Below are 15,720 nucleotides of genomic sequence, written 5' to 3'. Positions count from 1 at the left end.
AGCCCCGGCTAGCTGGCCGGGGCTTTTTTGTGTCTTTGCGCAAACGCTGCATGTATTTCTGGCGCCTTATCAACCCCTTAGGTAATTTAAGCATCTTTTTTACGGGCCTGAGGCAACCCAGCTCTACCCCGCATCCGAGTTAGATAAAAACGACAACCCTGCGCCCGTGCCGCCCCAACCCGAACATGACTCTGCGCTGCTGCTGGCTTTGCTGGCCGGGTGCCGCCGCATGGACCGGGAGTGCCAGCGGCGCGTGTACCTGCTCTACTACAGCTATGCCCTGAGTGTGTGCCTTCGTTACGCCCGCCACCGCGAGGAGGCGCTGGAAGTGGTAAACGACGGGTTTATGAAAGTGTACCGCGACGTGGTGCGCTTCGATCCGGCCCGGCAGGAAATCAATTCCTCGTTTCGGGCATGGCTGCGCAAGATCATGGTACACACGGCCATCGACCATTACCGCGCCCAGTTGCGCCACCAGACGCAGGAGTTGCCGGAGCACGTCTACGGGCAAGCCGACGACAGCGCCGGCGCCCTGGATACGCTGGCCTACGAGGAGTTGGTGGCTTTGATCCAGCGCCTGTCGCCGGCGTACCGCACCGTCTTCAACCTGTATGTGCTGGATGGATTCACCCACGAGGAAATTGCCGGGCAACTGGGGATTTCGGTGGGCGCATCGAAGTCGAACCTCTCGAAGGCGCGGGGTCATTTAAAGGAAATGCTAAAGAAAATCAACCACCATGCCTACGCCGAATCTGTCAGATGAGGAGCTGGATGCTCTGTTTCGGCGCGCTACCGAGGCTTATCCCGAAGAGGATGGCACGGCAGCGTGGCAGGGCATGGAGCGGCCACTCGACGAGCTGGCCCGGCACCACGGCGCTTACCGCCAGGTACTGCGGTGGTTTGCCGCCGAAATTGCGACCGTGGCCGTGCTGTTGCTGCTGTGGTTTACGTATGCGCCCGCGCTCCTGGTCTCGGCCCCGTCGGCGGCCGCTCCACAGCCGGCTGGCGCAGCAACGTCGGGCTCCGGTCTTCTATCAGCTTTACCTCAGACATACAAGCCCCGTTCAACTAACGCCGGCCGGCTACCTGCCTCTGATGCAGCAGCACCAAAAGCCAGTGCTCCGGCCACTGTATTGCACGCCGTGGCTACAGAGGCTACGGCCAGGAGCAGCAGGCCGCAACGGCCGGACCGTCGCCCTCACGTGCGGCTTGCCTGGCTGCCTTCGCCACCAAAGCGCCATCTGCCCTCCGCTTCCCGGCCGGAGTCGGGCTTCGTCGGAGTTATTGCTGCTTCGGATAAGAAAACCGTGGTTCCGGGAGACATCTTGGTGGCTGTGGCCAAACCAGGAAATGAGCAGTCTAAAGCCACAACAGCCGAAAAACCGGCCACTACGGCCGCCGCTTCTGCGCCAGCCGGCCAGCTTGCCCCGGCGCTTACGGTAATCAATCCCGCGACGCAACCCACCGAGCAGCCGGCTACGCAGCTCTCATCAATCGGCGCCGGGACTTCCAACGCGGGCACTCTGCCGGCGGCTACGTTGGCTGACTCCTCGGCTCATCTTAAAACCACGCCGCCACTGCTCACGCTATCCGATTCCGCCGGGCTTCCGGCTCCGGTGGCCCCGGAGTCCGCAACTACCGCCCCGGCCGACTCCTCAAAGCTCAGGCAAAAGCAGCGCCCCACGTACCGGTTTGGGGTGTTGCTGCAGTATGCGCCAGAGGTGAGCACGGTGCGCTTTTCGCCCGTCACCAAAACCGGCAGCAACGTGGGCGGGCAGCTGGAGTATTTCTTCACCGAGCGCCTGAGCCTGAACGTGGGCGTGCTGCGGGCCATGAAGCGCTACGAGGCCCGCGGCTCCGATTACCACGCCCGCCCCGCCTACCTGCCTTATAATGTGGAAATTGATGAGGTATATGCTGCCTGCCGCATGGTAGACATTCCGCTGAACGTGCGCTATGCCCTGCGGGTGCAACCAAAATACCGGCTGTTTGCCAGCGCGGGCTTATCCTCGTTGCTGATGCGGGACGAGCAGTACGAATACTACTACGACTACTACAACCGCCCGGTGCAGCGCGAGTGGCGGGTGCAGAAAGGCAGCAACCACTGGCTGAGCGTCGTCAACCTCTCGGTGGGCTACGAGCGGCAGGTGGCGGCGCGCTGGGGCTTGCGCGCGGAACCCTTCGTGAAAATTCCCCTGGGCGGCGTGGGTGCCGGCCAGGTTCGCCTGAGTAGCGCCGGCATATTCTTCGGGGCGCAGTACCGGCTGCTGAAACCGGCCCCGCACTAACTATTTCTGGACGACTTTCCGCCTTTATCTACCACCGTATGAAACTTCGCTTCCCGACTTACTGGCTCGGGCTGGGCTTGCTGTTGCCTGGCTGCGCCTACGAAAATGCTGAGGAGCTCCTGCCCCAGCCCGCCTGCGACGTATCGGCCGTGACCTACAGCCAAGTGATTCAGCCCCTGCTGCAGCAGCGCTGCTACCCGTGCCACAGCACTGGCCGGGCCCAGGGCAACACGGTACTCGACAACCTGGCCGCTGTGCAGCAACATGCCGGCCGCGGTGCTCTGCTGGGTGTACTCACGCCCGGATCCGGCTACCCGGCCATGCCCCAGGGTGGCCCGGCCCTGGACGAGTGCGAAGTGGCTACCATCCGGGCGTGGGTAGCGGCCGGCTCTCCCGATAATTAACTCTTTAGCGCTGCCTCCCGATGAAACCTTTCTCGCTACTTCTGAGCCTGCTGCTATGCACGGCTTCCGGCGCCCTGGCCCAGAGCAAATACCACACCCGCACGGGCCGCATCAGCTTTTTTTCCTCGGCTCCGCTGGAGAATATTGAAGCCCACAACGAGCAGGTGGCTGCCGTGTTTGATCTGCAAACCGGGCAACTGGCCTTCACGGTACCGATGCGGGCGTTTGTGTTTCGCAATGCCCTGATGCAGGAGCACTTCAACGAAAACTACGTGGAATCGGAGAAGTACCCGCGGGCCACGTTTGCCGGGCAGCTGGCCGGCTGGTCGGCTACGGAAACCCTGGCCCCGGGCACCACCCGCAACGTGACGGTAGAAGGCGACCTGACGATTCATGGTGTAAAGCGCCACGTGCGCGTGCCGGGCACCCTGGCCCTGCGCGGCAATGCGCTGGCCGTCAACGCCAAATTCGCCGTAGCCCCGGCCGATTATCAGATTGAAATTCCGCTGCTGGTGCGCGAGCATATTGCCAAAACAGTCACCATCACGGTTGCCCTCACCTGCTCGCCCCAACCTTAACCTTGCTTCCAGTCATGCTCTTCAGGCATTCTATTCTTCGCAGGCTGCTCCCCGCAGCCATTTTCCTGCTATTTACTTTGCCGGCCCTGGCGCAGGACGACTTGCTGCAGCAGCTCAGCGCCGCCCAGGACAGCGCCCGGGCGCCCGAGCCCGTTGCGGCCACTTTCAAAGGAGTGCGCGTAAGCAACGGCCACTCCATCGAAACGCCGGGGCAGGGTGTGCTGCTGTTTTTGATTTCGCACCGCTTTGGTACGCTCAACAGCGGCGCGTACAATTTCTTTGGGCTCGATCAGGCCACCATCCGGCTGGGGCTGGAATATGGCCTCAACGACCGGCTGGCCGTGGGCATCGGGCGCAGCTCCCTGGAGAAAACCTACGACGGCTTTGTGAAATACCGCCTGCTCCGCCAAGCGCCGGCCCACATGCCGGTTTCGGTTACGCTGCTTGGAACTACAGCGCTTACGACGTTGCGCTTTGGCAATGAGCGGCCTTTCCGCACCCGTCTCACCTACACCTACCAGGCTTTGCTGGCCCGCAAATTCAGTCCTGGCTTTTCCCTGCAGCTGATGCCCACGCTGGTACACCGCAACTTCGTAGCCACGGAGCGCGACGACAACGACGTGCTGGCCCTGGGCGTTGCCGGCCGCCAGAAGCTTAGCAAGCGCGTGGCCCTCACCCTGGAGTACTACTACCTGCTGCTCGGTCCCACTGCCGACGACTTTCGCAACTCCCTGGCCGTGGGCTTCGACATCGAAACCGGGGGCCACGTATTTCAGCTGCACTTCACCAACTCGCAGGGCATGATCGAAAAATTCTTCGTGACCGAAACCCGGGGCAATTTCCTTGACGGCGACATTTATTTCGGCTTCAATGTGTCCCGGGCCTTCAGTGTAAAACGGAAATAACCGATTGGCGTTTTGTCATCGGCAGAGCAACCCAGACATCATAAAACAAGAAAGCCCGATTCACAGGAACCGGGCTTTCTTGTTTTATAAGAACAGGCGTTACACCGTAATGCCTTCGGCTACCACTTCGGTTACTTCGGGCACCATGCGCTTGAGCAGGTTTTCGATGCCTGATTTCAGCGTGACGGTGGCTGAGGGGCAGCCCGAGCACGAGCCCTGCAGGTTTACCGTTACCACGCCGGCATTGTAGCTCTTGAACGTGATATTGCCCCCGTCCTGCTCCACGGCGGGGCGCACGTAGTTATCGAGCAGGTCAATGATTTTCTGGCTGGTTTGCTGGTCCTGCTCCGAGGCGTTGCCGGTGGCGGCGGCCGTTTGGGCGGCTTTCTGCTCGGCGGCGGGGTCCACGGTGAAGATGGGGCCGCCCGCTTCCACGTACGACTTCAGGAACGTGCGGATTTCCGGAATCAGCTGCGTCCACTGGTGTTCGGTGGTTTTGGTGACGGTTACGAAGTTCTGGGCAATGAACACCCGGCCCACGTAATCGAAGTTGAACAGCTCCTGGGCCAGCGGCGAGTTGGTGGCCGCTTCTAGGTTGGGGTAATCCACGCTCACGCCATCGGTGAGCAGCTGCTGATTCAGCACGAACTTCATGCTCTCCGGGTTGGGCGAAGCTTCGGCGTAGATGGAAATGGTAGACATATCGGGCAAAAGAAAAAGACGGAGAAAGCAAAAACTTCGGGGCAGCCAGCCACTAAGCCACGGCTGCCGCCCACACAACAGCGCGGGCCCCCGATAGGTTACAAAGGTAGCAGAATGTGGCCAGCCCGTAGACGAAAATACGGGTTGGCGGGTATAGGCCGGCGCAGGCAGTGCCGGTAGCTTTGCTACCTCACCTTCAGTCGGTTTTCCATGTTTTTCCGCTTGTTTCTGCTGCTAGCGTGCGTTTGGCTTGCCCGTATAGCGCCCGCCCAAACGCTGGTGCCCCGCCTGATCCTGGAAGAAGATTTTCAGGACAATCGGCGCAATTGGCCCACGGGCGTCATCAATAATGCTGAGTATAAGGTGCGGCGCGGGGAGTACGTGGCCAAAGCGCGCGGCAACGAAAACAACACCAGCGTAGCCCTGCTCTTTATTCCGGAGCTGGAAAAAAGCCAGAACTTCATTATTGAGGCCGAACTGAGTACTACCTCGGCTGGCTGTCTGGCCTGGGGTTCCGGCAGCCGCGACAACATGCGCTTGTTTGGCACCATGAGCGAGCATCGGTTTGCCGTGTGCGGCTGGCGAGCCGGCAAGTTCTTTTCTGCCAACGGCGACAATGCCTATTCCGCCGCCGTGGGCCGCCAAACCAGCTGGCACACCATGCGGATAGAATGCCGCGGCCAGCAGGTGCAGTATTTCGTGAATGGGACGCGGGTGTGGGAGCAGCAACTGACGCGCATGCTGGGCCACGGGGTAGGCCTGGAAACCAACCTGGGCGCCGAAGCCAGCCTGCGCCGCCTGCGCATCTGGCTGCTGGAACCCAAGCCCGAACCAGCCGCTGCCCCAGCCCCACCGGCCGCCGCTACGGAAGCTACCGATGCGGCCGCTGCCCTGGCTACGCCGTTGCACGCCGGGCAGCGGCTGGCCCTTCGCAACGTATTTTTTGTGCAGGGCAAACCTGAGCTGCTGGGTTCTTCCAAACCCGAGCTGGCCCGCCTGGCCAAAGCCCTCAACGAGCAGCCTGCCCTGCGCATCCGCCTGGAAGGCCACACCGACAACCAAGGCCCCGAGGAGAAAAACCAGCTGCTGAGTGAGCAGCGGGCCCGGGCCATCCAGGACTTCCTGGTAAAGTACGGAGTAGCCGCCACCCGGCTGGAAACCATTGGCTACGGCTCCTCCCGCCCGGTAGCGGCCAACGACACCGAACCCAACCGCCGCCGCAACCGCCGCGTCGAGTTCGTGATTCTGGATTAGGCTTGGCGCCGACTATACCCGGTTGGCGCGGGCGCGCAGCAGCATATCGGCCAGCACTAGGTTGGCCATAGCATCCACAATGGGCACGGCGCGGGGAAGTACACAGGGGTCGTGGCGGCCTTTGCCGGCCAGGGCAATGGCTTCACCCTGGTCGTTGATGGTGGCCTGGCTTTGCAGGATGGTAGCCACGGGCTTAAACGCCACCCGGAAGTAGATGTCCTGCCCGTTGCTGATACCGCCCTGGATGCCGCCCGAGTGGTTGGTACGGGTGCGCACCTGCCCGGCTTCATCGGTGTAAAACGCGTCGTTGTGCTCCGAGCCAAACAGCAGCGTGCCCTCGAATCCCGAGCCGTACTCGAAGCCCTTCACGGCGTTGATGCTCAGCATAGCCTTGCCCAGCTCGGCGTGCAGCTTATCAAACACCGGTTCGCCCAGGCCAGCCGGCACGCCGCGCACTACGCCCGTTACCACCCCGCCCACGGTATCGTGTCGGTCGCGGGTCTGGCGGATGAGGTCGGCCATGCGCTCTGCCGTTTCGGGGTGCGGGCAGCGCACCATGTTCGAGTCGATAAGGCTCAGATCCAGCTCCTCGTAGCCTACTGGTACCTTTACGCCCCCTACCTGCGACACATAGCTCTGCACCTGAATGCCGTGCTGCCGCAGAAATGCGGCGGCTACGGCGCCGGCTGCCACGCGGGCCGCTGTTTCGCGGGCCGAGGAGCGGCCCCCGCCTCTGTAGTCGCGCCGGCCATACTTCTGGTCGTAGGTGTAGTCGGCGTGCGAGGGGCGGTAGGCGTGCTGGATGTGGGTGTAGTCGTGGCTGCGCTGGTCTTGGTTGCGGATAAGCAAGCTCAGCGGCGTACCGGTGGTGTAGCCCTCAAACCAGCCGGCCAGCACTTCCACCTGGTCGGCTTCCTGGCGCGGCGTGGTCAGCTCGCTCTGGCCGGGGCGGCGCCGATCCAGCGCCAGCTGAATTTCCGGCGTTTCTACTGCCAGCCCTGCCGGGCAGCCATCAATAATAACGCCGATGCCCGGCCCATGCGACTCCCCGAACGTGGTAATGCGGAACAGCCGCCCAAACGTGTTGCTCATTTCCCAATATGGCCTTCCCGGCCCCGGCTTAGTTGAAACGGGGCTACGCTGGCAGCCCGGGCCGCAAGCTACGGCTTACGCGCCGGTATTGCCACGCCACCACCCAAAAGCCGCCAGCGCCAGCAGCCCCACCAGCAGATAGTTGGCGTAGCGGCGCACATCAAGCGGGGCAGTAAGCGGCTGCAACTGGTTGTCGGAGTTGTTGAGGCGGCTCTGGTAGTAGGGGTCGGTGGTGCGGGCACTGACGGCCACCGGGCGGGCAGCGCCTTTCACGTCTACCGTCAGGCTGGAGCGCAGCACCTGGTACTGGCGGATGGCGGGGTCGAATACGGCTACGGAAAACAAGCTGTCCAGCGGCAGCCGGCCGGGTTTCTGCGCCACCACGCGGTAGCGGAAGGTTTTGTAGCCGCCCACCCGCCCGCTGGCGCGCGTCACTTCCTGGTGCACTTCCGGCCCGTACACCTCCACGCCCGCCCACACCGGTGCGGGCGGCGGGTTCACGGCCGATAAGTTGCCTTCGCCTTCCAGCCGCAGCGTGTACGTGAAGGCCTGCCCCGTCCGGAAGCTGGAACGGTCGATGGACTCCAGCAGCCGGTAAGAGCCCACCACGGCCTGGTCGCGCAGCGGGTGCGGGGGCAGCGGCTGCACCGCTACCGTGCGGGGCAGGGAAACAAAGGTTTTGAGCCCGGTCATCCGGTTGTCGAGGTTGGGGTCGGACTTCTTCGGGAGCTTGTACTTGATCATCTGCAGATCCATGGCCGGCCACTCCAGGGCCCGGGGCGTCAGGGGGTAGTAGACGGCCTCGTATAAGTGATACCGCAGATAAGGCTTGCCACCCACAGTGGTAGACTCCGGCAGCACTTCCTGCTCATCGGAAGGCTCTACCCATACGGCCGGCTGCTGCAGCCGGCGCAGAATACGCGGCAGTTGCCCGCCGAAATCGTAAAAATCCAGCAAGCCCTGGTCGGCGGGGGTGAGGTAAAAATACAGTCCCATGTGCACCGGCTCCCCCCACAAATACGCTGCTTTTATCGGGTACCACGGCCAGAAAGGCATTGTCGCGGGGCTCTACAAACTCCTGGGGCTTCTGCTTGCCAAACAGCTGGTCGAGCAGGCCGATGCCGGGCGCCGCCGTGGGCGGCGCAGTGGTGGCGGCGGCCTGGGGCAGCACCTTCAGCGTGGTGGCGGCCAGGCGCACCTGCTGCCCGTTCACCGTCATCATAATGGCCGGCAGCGCAAACTCACCCTCTTTGTAGGCAGCGTAACGCTGGGTAATGGTCAGCTCCGTGGAAGACTTGCCCTCCACGATGCGCGTGGTGGTGGTGCTGGACTTGCCACTTTTCTTGAAGCCTTCAATGTCTGGAAAAGCCGAGTAGCGCTCCAGCGGCGCCCCGGTCAGTTGAAAGCTCAGGGTGAAGTACTCATTCACCGGAAATGTGGCTGGCCCCATCAACAGTCTTGCCTGGCCCTGCGGCGCGGGAGCGGTAACAGCTGGCTGAGCCTGAGCATCTAGCAGCGGCCCTTGCAGCAACAGGCCAAGCCAGATTACCCAACGAAAAAAAAGTGCATGCGCCGAGGAAAACAGTGCGGGTGTTTAAAGCTACGTAAAAACCTGCCATCCTGCGAAAAGCAAGCTCCGCGGGTAGCTCAACTGTATATCGGATAAGTTATATACAATCTAGTAACGACTAAAATATTATAGCCATAGCAATCTGCTTTTCCTAACACGCCGTATGTGAGGTCAGATTCGGCTTTTTCCGGGTTTTTATTGGCCGTTTCCCAGCTTTGGGGCTTGGCTGGCTCGGTGTTGCCCAGACTCTCCATTCCCTCACTCAACTTTTTTTATTCCATGTCCAACCTCCTCAAAAAAGAAGGCAAAGAAGCGGATCTGAGCACGCCGCTGCAAGTCCCTATCAAGCGCCGTTCGTTTTTCATGTACGCCGGTGCTACGGCGGGTGCTACCGCTTTGCTGCTCTCAGGCTGCGACGACGACAACGAAGACGACAAAACTCCGGCTGCCGGCACAGTAAACCTGGGCTCAAAGGACATTGGCGTACTCAACTATGCCTATGCCCTTGAACAGCTGGAAGCCGCTTTCTATGCGCAGGTAATTGCCACGCCGTACGCCAACATGTCGGCCGACGAAAAGACGGCTCTGACGGCTATTGCTAAGCATGAGGCCATTCACCGCGACTTTTTCAAGGCCGCTATTCCAGAGGCTTCTCGTATTCCGGCCCTCAACCCCGACTTCTCGTCCATCACCTTCACCAGCCGTGACTCCGTGCTGGGGGCCGCCAAAACGTTTGAGGATCTGGGCGTGGCTGCATACAATGGCGCTGGCCGTCTGATTGAGAACCCAACGTACCTGCTGCTGGCGGGCAAAATTGTCTCGGTGGAAGCGCGCCACGCGGCTTACATCCGCGACCTGATTACGCCGGGAAGCTTCTCCGGTAGTGATGTGGTAGATGCTAACGGCCTGGACCAGGCCCTGCCGGTTTCCACTGTACTGGCCGCTGCCCAGAAATACATCAAAGAAACCATCAACGGCGACAACGTAGGTAAGTAGCCTTCTTCCACTCTCAATTCCCTTTCGATATGAATCTGTTCAATATAATCTCGGAGCTGGAGAAGGTCGACCCTGAAATCATGGACCGCCTCTCCCACCGTCGTAGCGCCCTGTCGGCGCTTGGCTCGCTGGGCAAGAAAATGGCGCTGGCCGCCGCGCCAATTGCTATCGGCTCGGCTTTCAACAAGGTTCTTGGTCAGAACAACTTAGCTGACCCAACGGCGGTGCTGAACTACGCGCTGCTGCTGGAGCGGCTGGAGTACAGCTTCTACGATCAAGCCCTGAAAGCCGCCACGCTCACCCCTACCCTTACGGGAATTGCCCGCACGGCCATTGAAACCATCCGTGGCCACGAACTGGCCCACGTGAACCTGCTGAAGGCTGCCTTGGGTGCTGCGGCTGCCCCTGAGCCCGCCAACGGCTTTGATTTCGGCGGCGCTTTTGCCACCTACCCCACTTTCCTCACGTTCGCGCAGGCGTTTGAAGACACCGGCGTACGGGCCTACAAAGGTCAAGCCGGCAACATTCCGCGCGACTTTAGCCCGACCGTAGGCGGAGCTACCGTAAACGTGCTAACCGTGGCCCTGCAGATTCACTCGGTGGAGGCTCGGCACGCGGCTCACATCCGCTACATGCGCCGAGGCCCAGCTGCCGGGGCGCAGGCCAACATCATGCCCTGGATTGTAGGCAAGGAGTCGAACGGTGCTCCGGCGGCGGTATATGGCGCCGGCAACCCGGTAGCCACTTTCCCGGCCGAAGACAACATTATGCAGGCTACCCTGACGCTGACCACCGGCCTGGGTGCTACCTACTCGGCCGCAGACGTCAGCGCGGCTTTCGACGAAGCCCTGGACAACACCACGGTTACCAACATTGCCAAATCGGTGGTAACGTTCTAGCTGACTGCCACATTGTTATTTGGCTTACTAAAGGCGCCTCCTGTTGCAGGGGGCGCCTTTTGCATGCAACCCTGGCGCGTATTTCGTGCATCCCGACATAACAGCCTATCTTTGTTTGACAACCGGCCTACCGCCTGCGCGCCCAGGTCTACTTCTCTTATGCCGAATTCCTTCTCTGCTTTTGACCGTCCTTTGCGGCGTCGTTCGTTTTTCCGGGTGGCAGGTGCTGCCGCCGCGGCTTCCACCCTGGTTTTGAGCGGCTGTGGCGACCCAGGCACTACCACCTCAGCCCCCGACCCGGTTCTGACCCTGGGTAGCGCCGATGCTGGTCTGCTCAACTATGCCTACGTGCTGGAACAGCTGGAAACCACTTTTTACAAGCTGGTGCTGGACACGCCGCCGGCTGACCTGAGCGCCGAAGACAAGGACCTGCTCACCCAGATCTACCAGCACGAAATAGTACACCGGGAGTTTCTGCTCAAAGCCCTGCAATCGGCAGGAGCCACGCCGCTCAACACGCTGGAATTCACCTTCACCTCCCTCACCCTAACCACGCGGGCCGGTGTGCTGGCCGCAGCGCGTATGTTCGAAGACCTGGGCGTGGCGGCCTACAACGGCGCGGCCAAGCTGTTTGCCGACGCCACGTACCTGCTGCTGCTGGGCAAGATTGTGTCCGTGGAAGCGCGCCACGCTGCGCTGCTGCACGACCTGCTGCAGCCCGGTTCCTTTGCTGATGCTACGGTGGTGGACGCCTCGGGCACTTTTGCGGGCCTGGAGCGCAGCCTTACCGTGGCAGAGGTCATTGCGGAGGTCAATAAATACCTGGTTATCAAGGTTTCGGCCGCCGGCCTGCCTACTTCCTGATTCGGAGCTTCTTCTCTATGAATTTTCTTCAGCTTCTGGCCGACCTGGCCCACACCAACCCCGCAGTCTATTCCCAGGCCAGCCAGCGCCGCGCCATGCTCCGGCAGCTCAGCCAGGCCGGGGTGCGCGTAGCAGCCACGGCGCTGCCTTTGGCCGGCCTGCTGGCCAGCCCGGCTCAGGCTGGTATACGCGAAAACCTGCTCGACTCCCTCACGCTTGCTCTCACGCTCGAATACCTCGAAGCTGACTTTTACCGCACGGCCCTGGGCTTGCTGGCCCTCGCCGATGGCAGTTTTGTTTCTGCCGGCTTTGTGCCGGCCGATGTACGCGCCGACATCGAAACCCTGCAGCAGCACGAAGAGCAGCACGTGCAGTTTCTGACGACAGCCCTGCAAAACTCCGGGGTAGCCGTGCCGGCCCGCCCCCGCTTCGATTTCACGGGCAGCCACAACGGCACTACTCCGGCCCTGTTCCCGGATGTGTTCAGCAACTTCGACTCTTTTTGCGGGTAGCGCAAACGCTCGAAGACGCCGGCGTCCGGGCCTATAAAGGCCAAGCTATATTTCTAAAAGGCGACAACGCGCTGCTGGAGGCGGCCTTCCGCATTCATTCCGTAGAAGCCCGCCATGCCTCGCACATCCGGCGGCTGCGGCGCCTCCGCCAGTCGGGCACGGGCGAGGCTATTCGCAACTGGGTAGGCCCCGGCCTAAGCGGCAGCCCGGCTGCCCCGGCTACCGACGCCGCCTACGTAGACGAAGGAGCCATTACGCAGCCGCTTCCTACTGCCATCATCCGGCTCGACGAACTGACTATCGGCTCCGACACCGACCGCGCCCTGCGCTCAGCCCAGGAAGCTTTCGACGAGCCCCTAAGCACAGCCCAAAGCACGGCGCTGGCCAACCTGTTCATCTATTAATCGGGAACAGCAACCATCAGCCAACCCACTTAAAGCGGCCGCCAACGAAAGCAGATTCTGCCCGTTGGCGGCCATTATTTTTCGGGACTGGAGGAGGCTTTATCCACAGCAGAATCCGCTCATGTACAAGACTATGGCAGTACTTGTATTTATCTATACACATTCAGTATATTTCACTATCGGCGCTGCAAACAAGCCGACAGATTAGCTTTTTTCGAAGGCCTGCGTATACCTCGCCGGTTCCCCTTTTTCACTCCGCACTACTAATCCCCGAACACCATGCTGGAGTACGCCAAAACCATTCTGGTTAAAGTTAGCTTCGATAAAATTCTATTTGAAAAAGAGCTGCGCAAAGCCCTGCGCATGCTGGTTCCCGACGAGCTGCGGGAGCTGCGCGCCTGGTGCTACCAGCAGTTTGCCCGCGTGTACCGCACCATCCTCAACCGCGTGTTCGGGCAGGCTGCCACTGCCTAACTGTTCTCTTCTTCGGGCCAGACAACCGGCGCGGCGTCCGTTACGAAACGGATGTTGCGCTGCAGCCCCGCGTACCCCGTGCGCTTCACTGCCGACTGCCGAAAAAGCTCCGAAAATAGCTCGTGGGTTATTTCCTGCCAGTCGCCGCGCGTGAGGTCTTTGAGGGCGGGGTGGGCCGTGAACTGTGGCTCCTGGTGCGGCCGCGCAAAGCGGTTCCAGGGGCACACGTCCTGGCAGATGTCGCACCCGAAAACCCAGTTGCCGAACTGCCCGCTTACTTCCCTCGGGATCTGGTCTTTCAGCTCGATGGTGAAGTAGCTGATGCACTTGCTGCCATCTACCACATAGGGCTCAGTAATGGCCTGCGTGGGGCAGGCGTCTACGCACTTGGTGCAGGTGCCGCAGTAGTCCTTGATGGGGCCGTCGTAGTCCAGCGCTACGTCCACGATCAGCTCGGCAATGAAGTAGAACGAGCCCACGCCGGGTGTAATCAGGTTGGCGTTTTTGCCTACCCAACCCAGCCCGCTTTTCTTGGCCCAGGCCTTATCCAGCACCGGCGCCGAGTCCACGAAGCAGCGGCCACCCACCTCCCCTATTTCCTCCTGCATACCCTGCAGCAGCGTTTTCAGCTTGTCTTTAATGACGAAGTGGTAGTCGCGGCCGTAGGCGTATTTGCTGACTTTGAGCGTATCGTCGGGTTGCTGCTCTTCTTTGGGCGGGTAGTAGTTCAGCAGCAGGGAAATGACCGATTTGGCCCCATCTACGAGCAGGCGCGGGTCGAGGCGCTTGTCGAAGTGGTTGGCCATGTAGGCCATCTGACCGTGCATGTTCCGGTTCAGCCAGCTTTCCAGGCGCGGGGCCTCTTCTTCCAGAAACCCAGCCTGGGAAATGCCGCAGTACATAAAGCCCAGCTCCGCCGCCCGGCGTTTGATGAAAGCAGTGTAGTGGGCGGTTGGGAGCATGTTGAGCTGTGCTATTGCACTGTAAAAATACGCTATTATTCCTGTCATATTCTTCTAAAACAACATATCTTTGATTAGACTAATTATACATTATAAATTAATATCAACCATAAAAGTGCATTTGTTAAGCATTATTTATTCAAAATTTTAATCTTTTTTTCTAGCATACGTATTTGTTGGTCTTTTCTATCCGACTGCACATCCTTATAAATGCCCCATAAGACCCCAATCAAAGCTACTAAAATAGAAATTATTTGTACAAGCCACTCTCTTCTCAACTTGTTTTTTGCTTTCCGCTTTTCTATAATATCTTCTTTATATGTAGCCAAGAAGCTATTATTTTCAAAGAAGAATCGTCCTTCAGGGCGAATAGTCACAATCTTTTCTATACCGCTTCGAGAAGTTGCGTCTATGAAACTAATCAACTTTAATTCTGACAACTCGCTCGTCAATACAAACACTGCATCAAAATCAAGATTGATTTTGATTGATATTTCAGTGACATTCAATGATTTTCCAGACTCTACTATATGCTTTAATATACGATCTTTCCAAAACGCCACTTCCTCACTGTTCATAACTACTGATTTGTTTATGAGACTATATTTTCCCAAACTAAATCGCGCCAATGTTCTATTGCAATTCCTTTTACTACGCCCATGCTACTTGACTAAAGTCCAAAGCACCAAAAAGCAGCACAATGTACTACTTTTTGGTGCTTCTTATATATAGTAAACATGTCAGCTAAACAGTTCCCCTGTAGCCCCGCTGTTACCGCGCAGGTGCTGGGGCATGAGGCGGCCCAGGTGCTGGTAGGCGTGCTCGGTGGCTTCGCGGCCCCGGCTGGTACGCTTGATGTAGCCTTCCTGAATCAGGAATGGCTCGTATACTTCCTCAATGGTTTCGGCTTCCTCGCCACAAGCCGTGGCAATGGTACTGAGGCCCACCGGCCCACCCTTAAACTTGTCGATGATGGTGCTCAGGATGCGCTTGTCCATGTCGTCGAGGCCGCGGGCGTCCACATCCAGGGCGGAGAGGGCAAACTGGGAAATGTCCTGGGTGATGGTGCCAGTGCCTTTGATCTGGGCGAAGTCGCGGGTGCGGCGCAGCAGGTTGTTGGCAATACGCGGGGTGCCGCGCGAGCGGCGGGCAATTTCAAAGGCCGCATCCTCGTGGATGGGCGTGCCCAGGATTTCGGCCGAGCGTTTCACGATGTTGGTCAGCAGCGCGGCGTCGTAGTACTCCAGGCGGGCCGAAATACCAAAGCGCGCCCGCAGCGGCGAGGTGAGCATGCCGGAGCGCGTGGTGGCCCCAATGAGCGTGAAGGGCGACAGGGAAATCTGCACGGAGCGGGCGTTGGGGCCCGAGTCGAGCATGATGTCGATGCGGTAGTCCTCCATGGCCGAATAGAGGTATTCCTCCACCACGGGGTTCAGGCGGTGGATTTCGTCGATGAACAGCACATCGTGCGGCTCCAGGTTGGTGAGCAGGCCCGCCAAGTCGGAGGGCTTGTCGAGCACCGGGCCGCTGGTCATCTTGATGCCGGCCTGCAGCTCGTTGGCAATGATGTGCGAAAGGGTGGTTTTGCCCAGGCCGGGCGGGCCGTGCAACAGTACGTGGTCGAGGGCCTCGCCGCGCTGCCGGGCGGCGCCCACAAACACTTTCAGGTTTTCGACCACCTTATCCTGGCCCGCGAAATCGGAAAAGCTCAGGGGCCGCAGGGCCTTGTCGATGTCTTTGTCGGTGGCGTCCATATGCGTGTTGCCGCCGGTGAGGTATTGTTCGCGCATGTGCAAAAGAAGCGGAAAGTTGAGTA

General features: G+C 60.0%; 19 protein-coding genes. 12 read left to right on the top strand and 7 right to left on the bottom strand.

Annotated elements, in window-relative coordinates:
- Positions 1 to 166 precede the first annotated feature (166 nt).
- From LRS06_RS13330 to LRS06_RS13310, 5 genes are all read left to right on the top strand, one after another.
- Positions 167 to 763 carry an RNA polymerase sigma factor gene (locus LRS06_RS13330; protein WP_257871924.1) on the top strand — a complete coding sequence of 199 codons (597 nt, stop codon included), beginning with the start codon at positions 167 to 169 and terminating at the stop codon, positions 761 to 763.
- Complete coding sequence (locus tag LRS06_RS13325) at positions 738 to 2,288, top strand: PorT family protein (RefSeq protein WP_257871923.1); 1,551 nt, start codon at positions 738 to 740, stop codon at positions 2,286 to 2,288. The genes LRS06_RS13330 and LRS06_RS13325 overlap by 26 nt, the downstream gene beginning before the upstream one ends.
- A gap of 38 nt (positions 2,289 to 2,326) precedes the next feature.
- Positions 2,327 to 2,692, top strand: coding sequence for a hypothetical protein (locus LRS06_RS13320; protein WP_257871922.1), 366 nt, complete (start codon positions 2,327 to 2,329; stop codon positions 2,690 to 2,692).
- A gap of 20 nt (positions 2,693 to 2,712) precedes the next feature.
- On the top strand, positions 2,713 to 3,270 hold the full coding sequence (locus LRS06_RS13315; RefSeq protein ID WP_257871921.1) for a YceI family protein: 558 nt from the start codon (positions 2,713 to 2,715) through the stop codon (positions 3,268 to 3,270).
- 77 nt (positions 3,271 to 3,347) lie between these two features.
- Positions 3,348 to 4,175, top strand: coding sequence for a DUF5777 family beta-barrel protein (locus tag LRS06_RS13310; RefSeq protein ID WP_257871920.1), 828 nt, complete (start codon positions 3,348 to 3,350; stop codon positions 4,173 to 4,175).
- Positions 4,176 to 4,274: 99 nt separating this feature from the next.
- Here LRS06_RS13310 and LRS06_RS13305 read toward each other — a convergent pair whose 3' ends face one another.
- Entirely contained in the window at positions 4,275 to 4,877 is a 603-nt protein-coding gene (locus LRS06_RS13305) for a NifU family protein (RefSeq protein WP_257871919.1), read from the bottom strand.
- 210 nt (positions 4,878 to 5,087) lie between these two features.
- On the opposite strand from LRS06_RS13305, the gene LRS06_RS13300 reads away from it, so the two are divergent.
- Complete coding sequence (locus tag LRS06_RS13300; protein ID WP_257871918.1) at positions 5,088 to 6,131, top strand: OmpA family protein; 1,044 nt, start codon at positions 5,088 to 5,090, stop codon at positions 6,129 to 6,131.
- A gap of 12 nt (positions 6,132 to 6,143) precedes the next feature.
- On the opposite strand, the gene aroC is transcribed toward LRS06_RS13300, so the two are convergent.
- The 3 genes from aroC to LRS06_RS13285 all read right to left on the bottom strand — a co-directional run bounded on the left by aroC (position 6,144) and on the right by LRS06_RS13285 (position 8,673).
- Positions 6,144 to 7,223: a chorismate synthase gene (aroC, locus tag LRS06_RS13295; protein WP_257871917.1), complete on the bottom strand. Its 1,080-nt coding sequence runs from the start codon at positions 7,221 to 7,223 to the stop codon at positions 6,144 to 6,146.
- Positions 7,224 to 7,298: 75 nt separating this feature from the next.
- On the bottom strand, positions 7,299 to 7,916 hold the full coding sequence (locus LRS06_RS13290) for a BatD family protein (RefSeq protein ID WP_257873409.1): 618 nt from the start codon (positions 7,914 to 7,916) through the stop codon (positions 7,299 to 7,301).
- A gap of 175 nt (positions 7,917 to 8,091) precedes the next feature.
- Positions 8,092 to 8,673 carry a BatD family protein gene (locus tag LRS06_RS13285; RefSeq protein WP_257871916.1) on the bottom strand — a complete coding sequence of 194 codons (582 nt, stop codon included), beginning with the start codon at positions 8,671 to 8,673 and terminating at the stop codon, positions 8,092 to 8,094.
- Between the two features lie 399 nt (positions 8,674 to 9,072).
- Here LRS06_RS13285 and LRS06_RS13280 point away from each other — a divergent pair, with 399 nt between their 5' ends.
- From LRS06_RS13280 to LRS06_RS13255, 6 genes are all read left to right on the top strand, one after another.
- Positions 9,073 to 9,789 carry a ferritin-like domain-containing protein gene (locus LRS06_RS13280; protein ID WP_257871915.1) on the top strand — a complete coding sequence of 239 codons (717 nt, stop codon included), beginning with the start codon at positions 9,073 to 9,075 and terminating at the stop codon, positions 9,787 to 9,789.
- A gap of 29 nt (positions 9,790 to 9,818) precedes the next feature.
- Positions 9,819 to 10,688 carry a ferritin-like domain-containing protein gene (locus tag LRS06_RS13275; protein WP_257871914.1) on the top strand — a complete coding sequence of 290 codons (870 nt, stop codon included), beginning with the start codon at positions 9,819 to 9,821 and terminating at the stop codon, positions 10,686 to 10,688.
- Positions 10,689 to 10,847: 159 nt separating this feature from the next.
- Entirely contained in the window at positions 10,848 to 11,552 is a 705-nt protein-coding gene (locus tag LRS06_RS13270; protein ID WP_257871913.1) for a ferritin-like domain-containing protein, read from the top strand.
- 17 nt (positions 11,553 to 11,569) lie between these two features.
- On the top strand, positions 11,570 to 12,064 hold the full coding sequence (locus tag LRS06_RS13265) for a ferritin-like domain-containing protein (RefSeq protein ID WP_257871912.1): 495 nt from the start codon (positions 11,570 to 11,572) through the stop codon (positions 12,062 to 12,064).
- Positions 12,055 to 12,468, top strand: a complete 414-nt coding sequence (locus LRS06_RS13260; RefSeq protein ID WP_257871911.1) for a ferritin-like domain-containing protein — start codon at positions 12,055 to 12,057, stop codon at positions 12,466 to 12,468. Before LRS06_RS13265 ends, LRS06_RS13260 begins: the two co-directional genes overlap by 10 nt.
- A 279-nt stretch (positions 12,469 to 12,747) precedes the next feature.
- Positions 12,748 to 12,942 carry a hypothetical protein gene (locus LRS06_RS13255; protein ID WP_149070906.1) on the top strand — a complete coding sequence of 65 codons (195 nt, stop codon included), beginning with the start codon at positions 12,748 to 12,750 and terminating at the stop codon, positions 12,940 to 12,942.
- Here the strand turns inward: LRS06_RS13255 and queG are convergent.
- From queG to ruvB, 3 genes are all read right to left on the bottom strand, one after another.
- Positions 12,939 to 13,904: a tRNA epoxyqueuosine(34) reductase QueG gene (gene queG, locus LRS06_RS13250; RefSeq protein ID WP_257871910.1), complete on the bottom strand. Its 966-nt coding sequence runs from the start codon at positions 13,902 to 13,904 to the stop codon at positions 12,939 to 12,941. The two genes, LRS06_RS13255 and queG, sit on opposite strands and share 4 nt — an antisense overlap.
- A 131-nt stretch (positions 13,905 to 14,035) precedes the next feature.
- On the bottom strand, positions 14,036 to 14,482 hold the full coding sequence (locus LRS06_RS13245) for a hypothetical protein (protein ID WP_257871909.1): 447 nt from the start codon (positions 14,480 to 14,482) through the stop codon (positions 14,036 to 14,038).
- A gap of 162 nt (positions 14,483 to 14,644) precedes the next feature.
- Complete coding sequence (ruvB, locus tag LRS06_RS13240; protein ID WP_257871908.1) at positions 14,645 to 15,694, bottom strand: Holliday junction branch migration DNA helicase RuvB; 1,050 nt, start codon at positions 15,692 to 15,694, stop codon at positions 14,645 to 14,647.
- Between the last annotated feature and the right edge of the window lie 26 nt (positions 15,695 to 15,720).

It is taken from the genome of Hymenobacter sp. J193 (assembly GCF_024700075.1).
Classification (GTDB): Bacteria; Bacteroidota; Bacteroidia; order Cytophagales; family Hymenobacteraceae; genus Hymenobacter.
The sequence above is the reverse complement of the archived record's forward strand: the minus strand, read 5'-3'. Positions and strand labels throughout refer to the sequence as shown.

What these genes read in the sequence shown, in the direction of transcription:
- LRS06_RS13325 (WP_257871923.1), top strand. Translation starts at nt 738, where the DNA reads ATGCCTACGCCGAATCTGTCAGATGAGGAGCTGGATGCTCTGTTTCGG.
- LRS06_RS13320 (WP_257871922.1), top strand. Translation starts at nt 2,327, where the DNA reads ATGAAACTTCGCTTCCCGACTTACTGGCTCGGGCTGGGCTTGCTGTTG.
- LRS06_RS13315 (WP_257871921.1), top strand. Translation starts at nt 2,713, where the DNA reads ATGAAACCTTTCTCGCTACTTCTGAGCCTGCTGCTATGCACGGCTTCC.
- LRS06_RS13305 (WP_257871919.1), bottom strand. Translation starts at nt 4,877, where the DNA reads ATGTCTACCATTTCCATCTACGCCGAAGCTTCGCCCAACCCGGAGAGC.
- LRS06_RS13300 (WP_257871918.1), top strand. Translation starts at nt 5,088, where the DNA reads ATGTTTTTCCGCTTGTTTCTGCTGCTAGCGTGCGTTTGGCTTGCCCGT.
- aroC (WP_257871917.1), bottom strand. Translation starts at nt 7,223, where the DNA reads ATGAGCAACACGTTTGGGCGGCTGTTCCGCATTACCACGTTCGGGGAG.
- LRS06_RS13290 (WP_257873409.1), bottom strand. Translation starts at nt 7,916, where the DNA reads ATGACCGGGCTCAAAACCTTTGTTTCCCTGCCCCGCACGGTAGCGGTG.
- LRS06_RS13285 (WP_257871916.1), bottom strand. Translation starts at nt 8,673, where the DNA reads ATGGGGCCAGCCACATTTCCGGTGAATGAGTACTTCACCCTGAGCTTT.
- LRS06_RS13280 (WP_257871915.1), top strand. Translation starts at nt 9,073, where the DNA reads ATGTCCAACCTCCTCAAAAAAGAAGGCAAAGAAGCGGATCTGAGCACG.
- LRS06_RS13275 (WP_257871914.1), top strand. Translation starts at nt 9,819, where the DNA reads ATGAATCTGTTCAATATAATCTCGGAGCTGGAGAAGGTCGACCCTGAA.
- LRS06_RS13270 (WP_257871913.1), top strand. Translation starts at nt 10,848, where the DNA reads ATGCCGAATTCCTTCTCTGCTTTTGACCGTCCTTTGCGGCGTCGTTCG.
- LRS06_RS13265 (WP_257871912.1), top strand. Translation starts at nt 11,570, where the DNA reads ATGAATTTTCTTCAGCTTCTGGCCGACCTGGCCCACACCAACCCCGCA.
- LRS06_RS13255 (WP_149070906.1), top strand. Translation starts at nt 12,748, where the DNA reads ATGCTGGAGTACGCCAAAACCATTCTGGTTAAAGTTAGCTTCGATAAA.
- queG (WP_257871910.1), bottom strand. Translation starts at nt 13,904, where the DNA reads ATGCTCCCAACCGCCCACTACACTGCTTTCATCAAACGCCGGGCGGCG.
- LRS06_RS13245 (WP_257871909.1), bottom strand. Translation starts at nt 14,482, where the DNA reads ATGAACAGTGAGGAAGTGGCGTTTTGGAAAGATCGTATATTAAAGCAT.
- ruvB (WP_257871908.1), bottom strand. Translation starts at nt 15,694, where the DNA reads ATGCGCGAACAATACCTCACCGGCGGCAACACGCATATGGACGCCACC.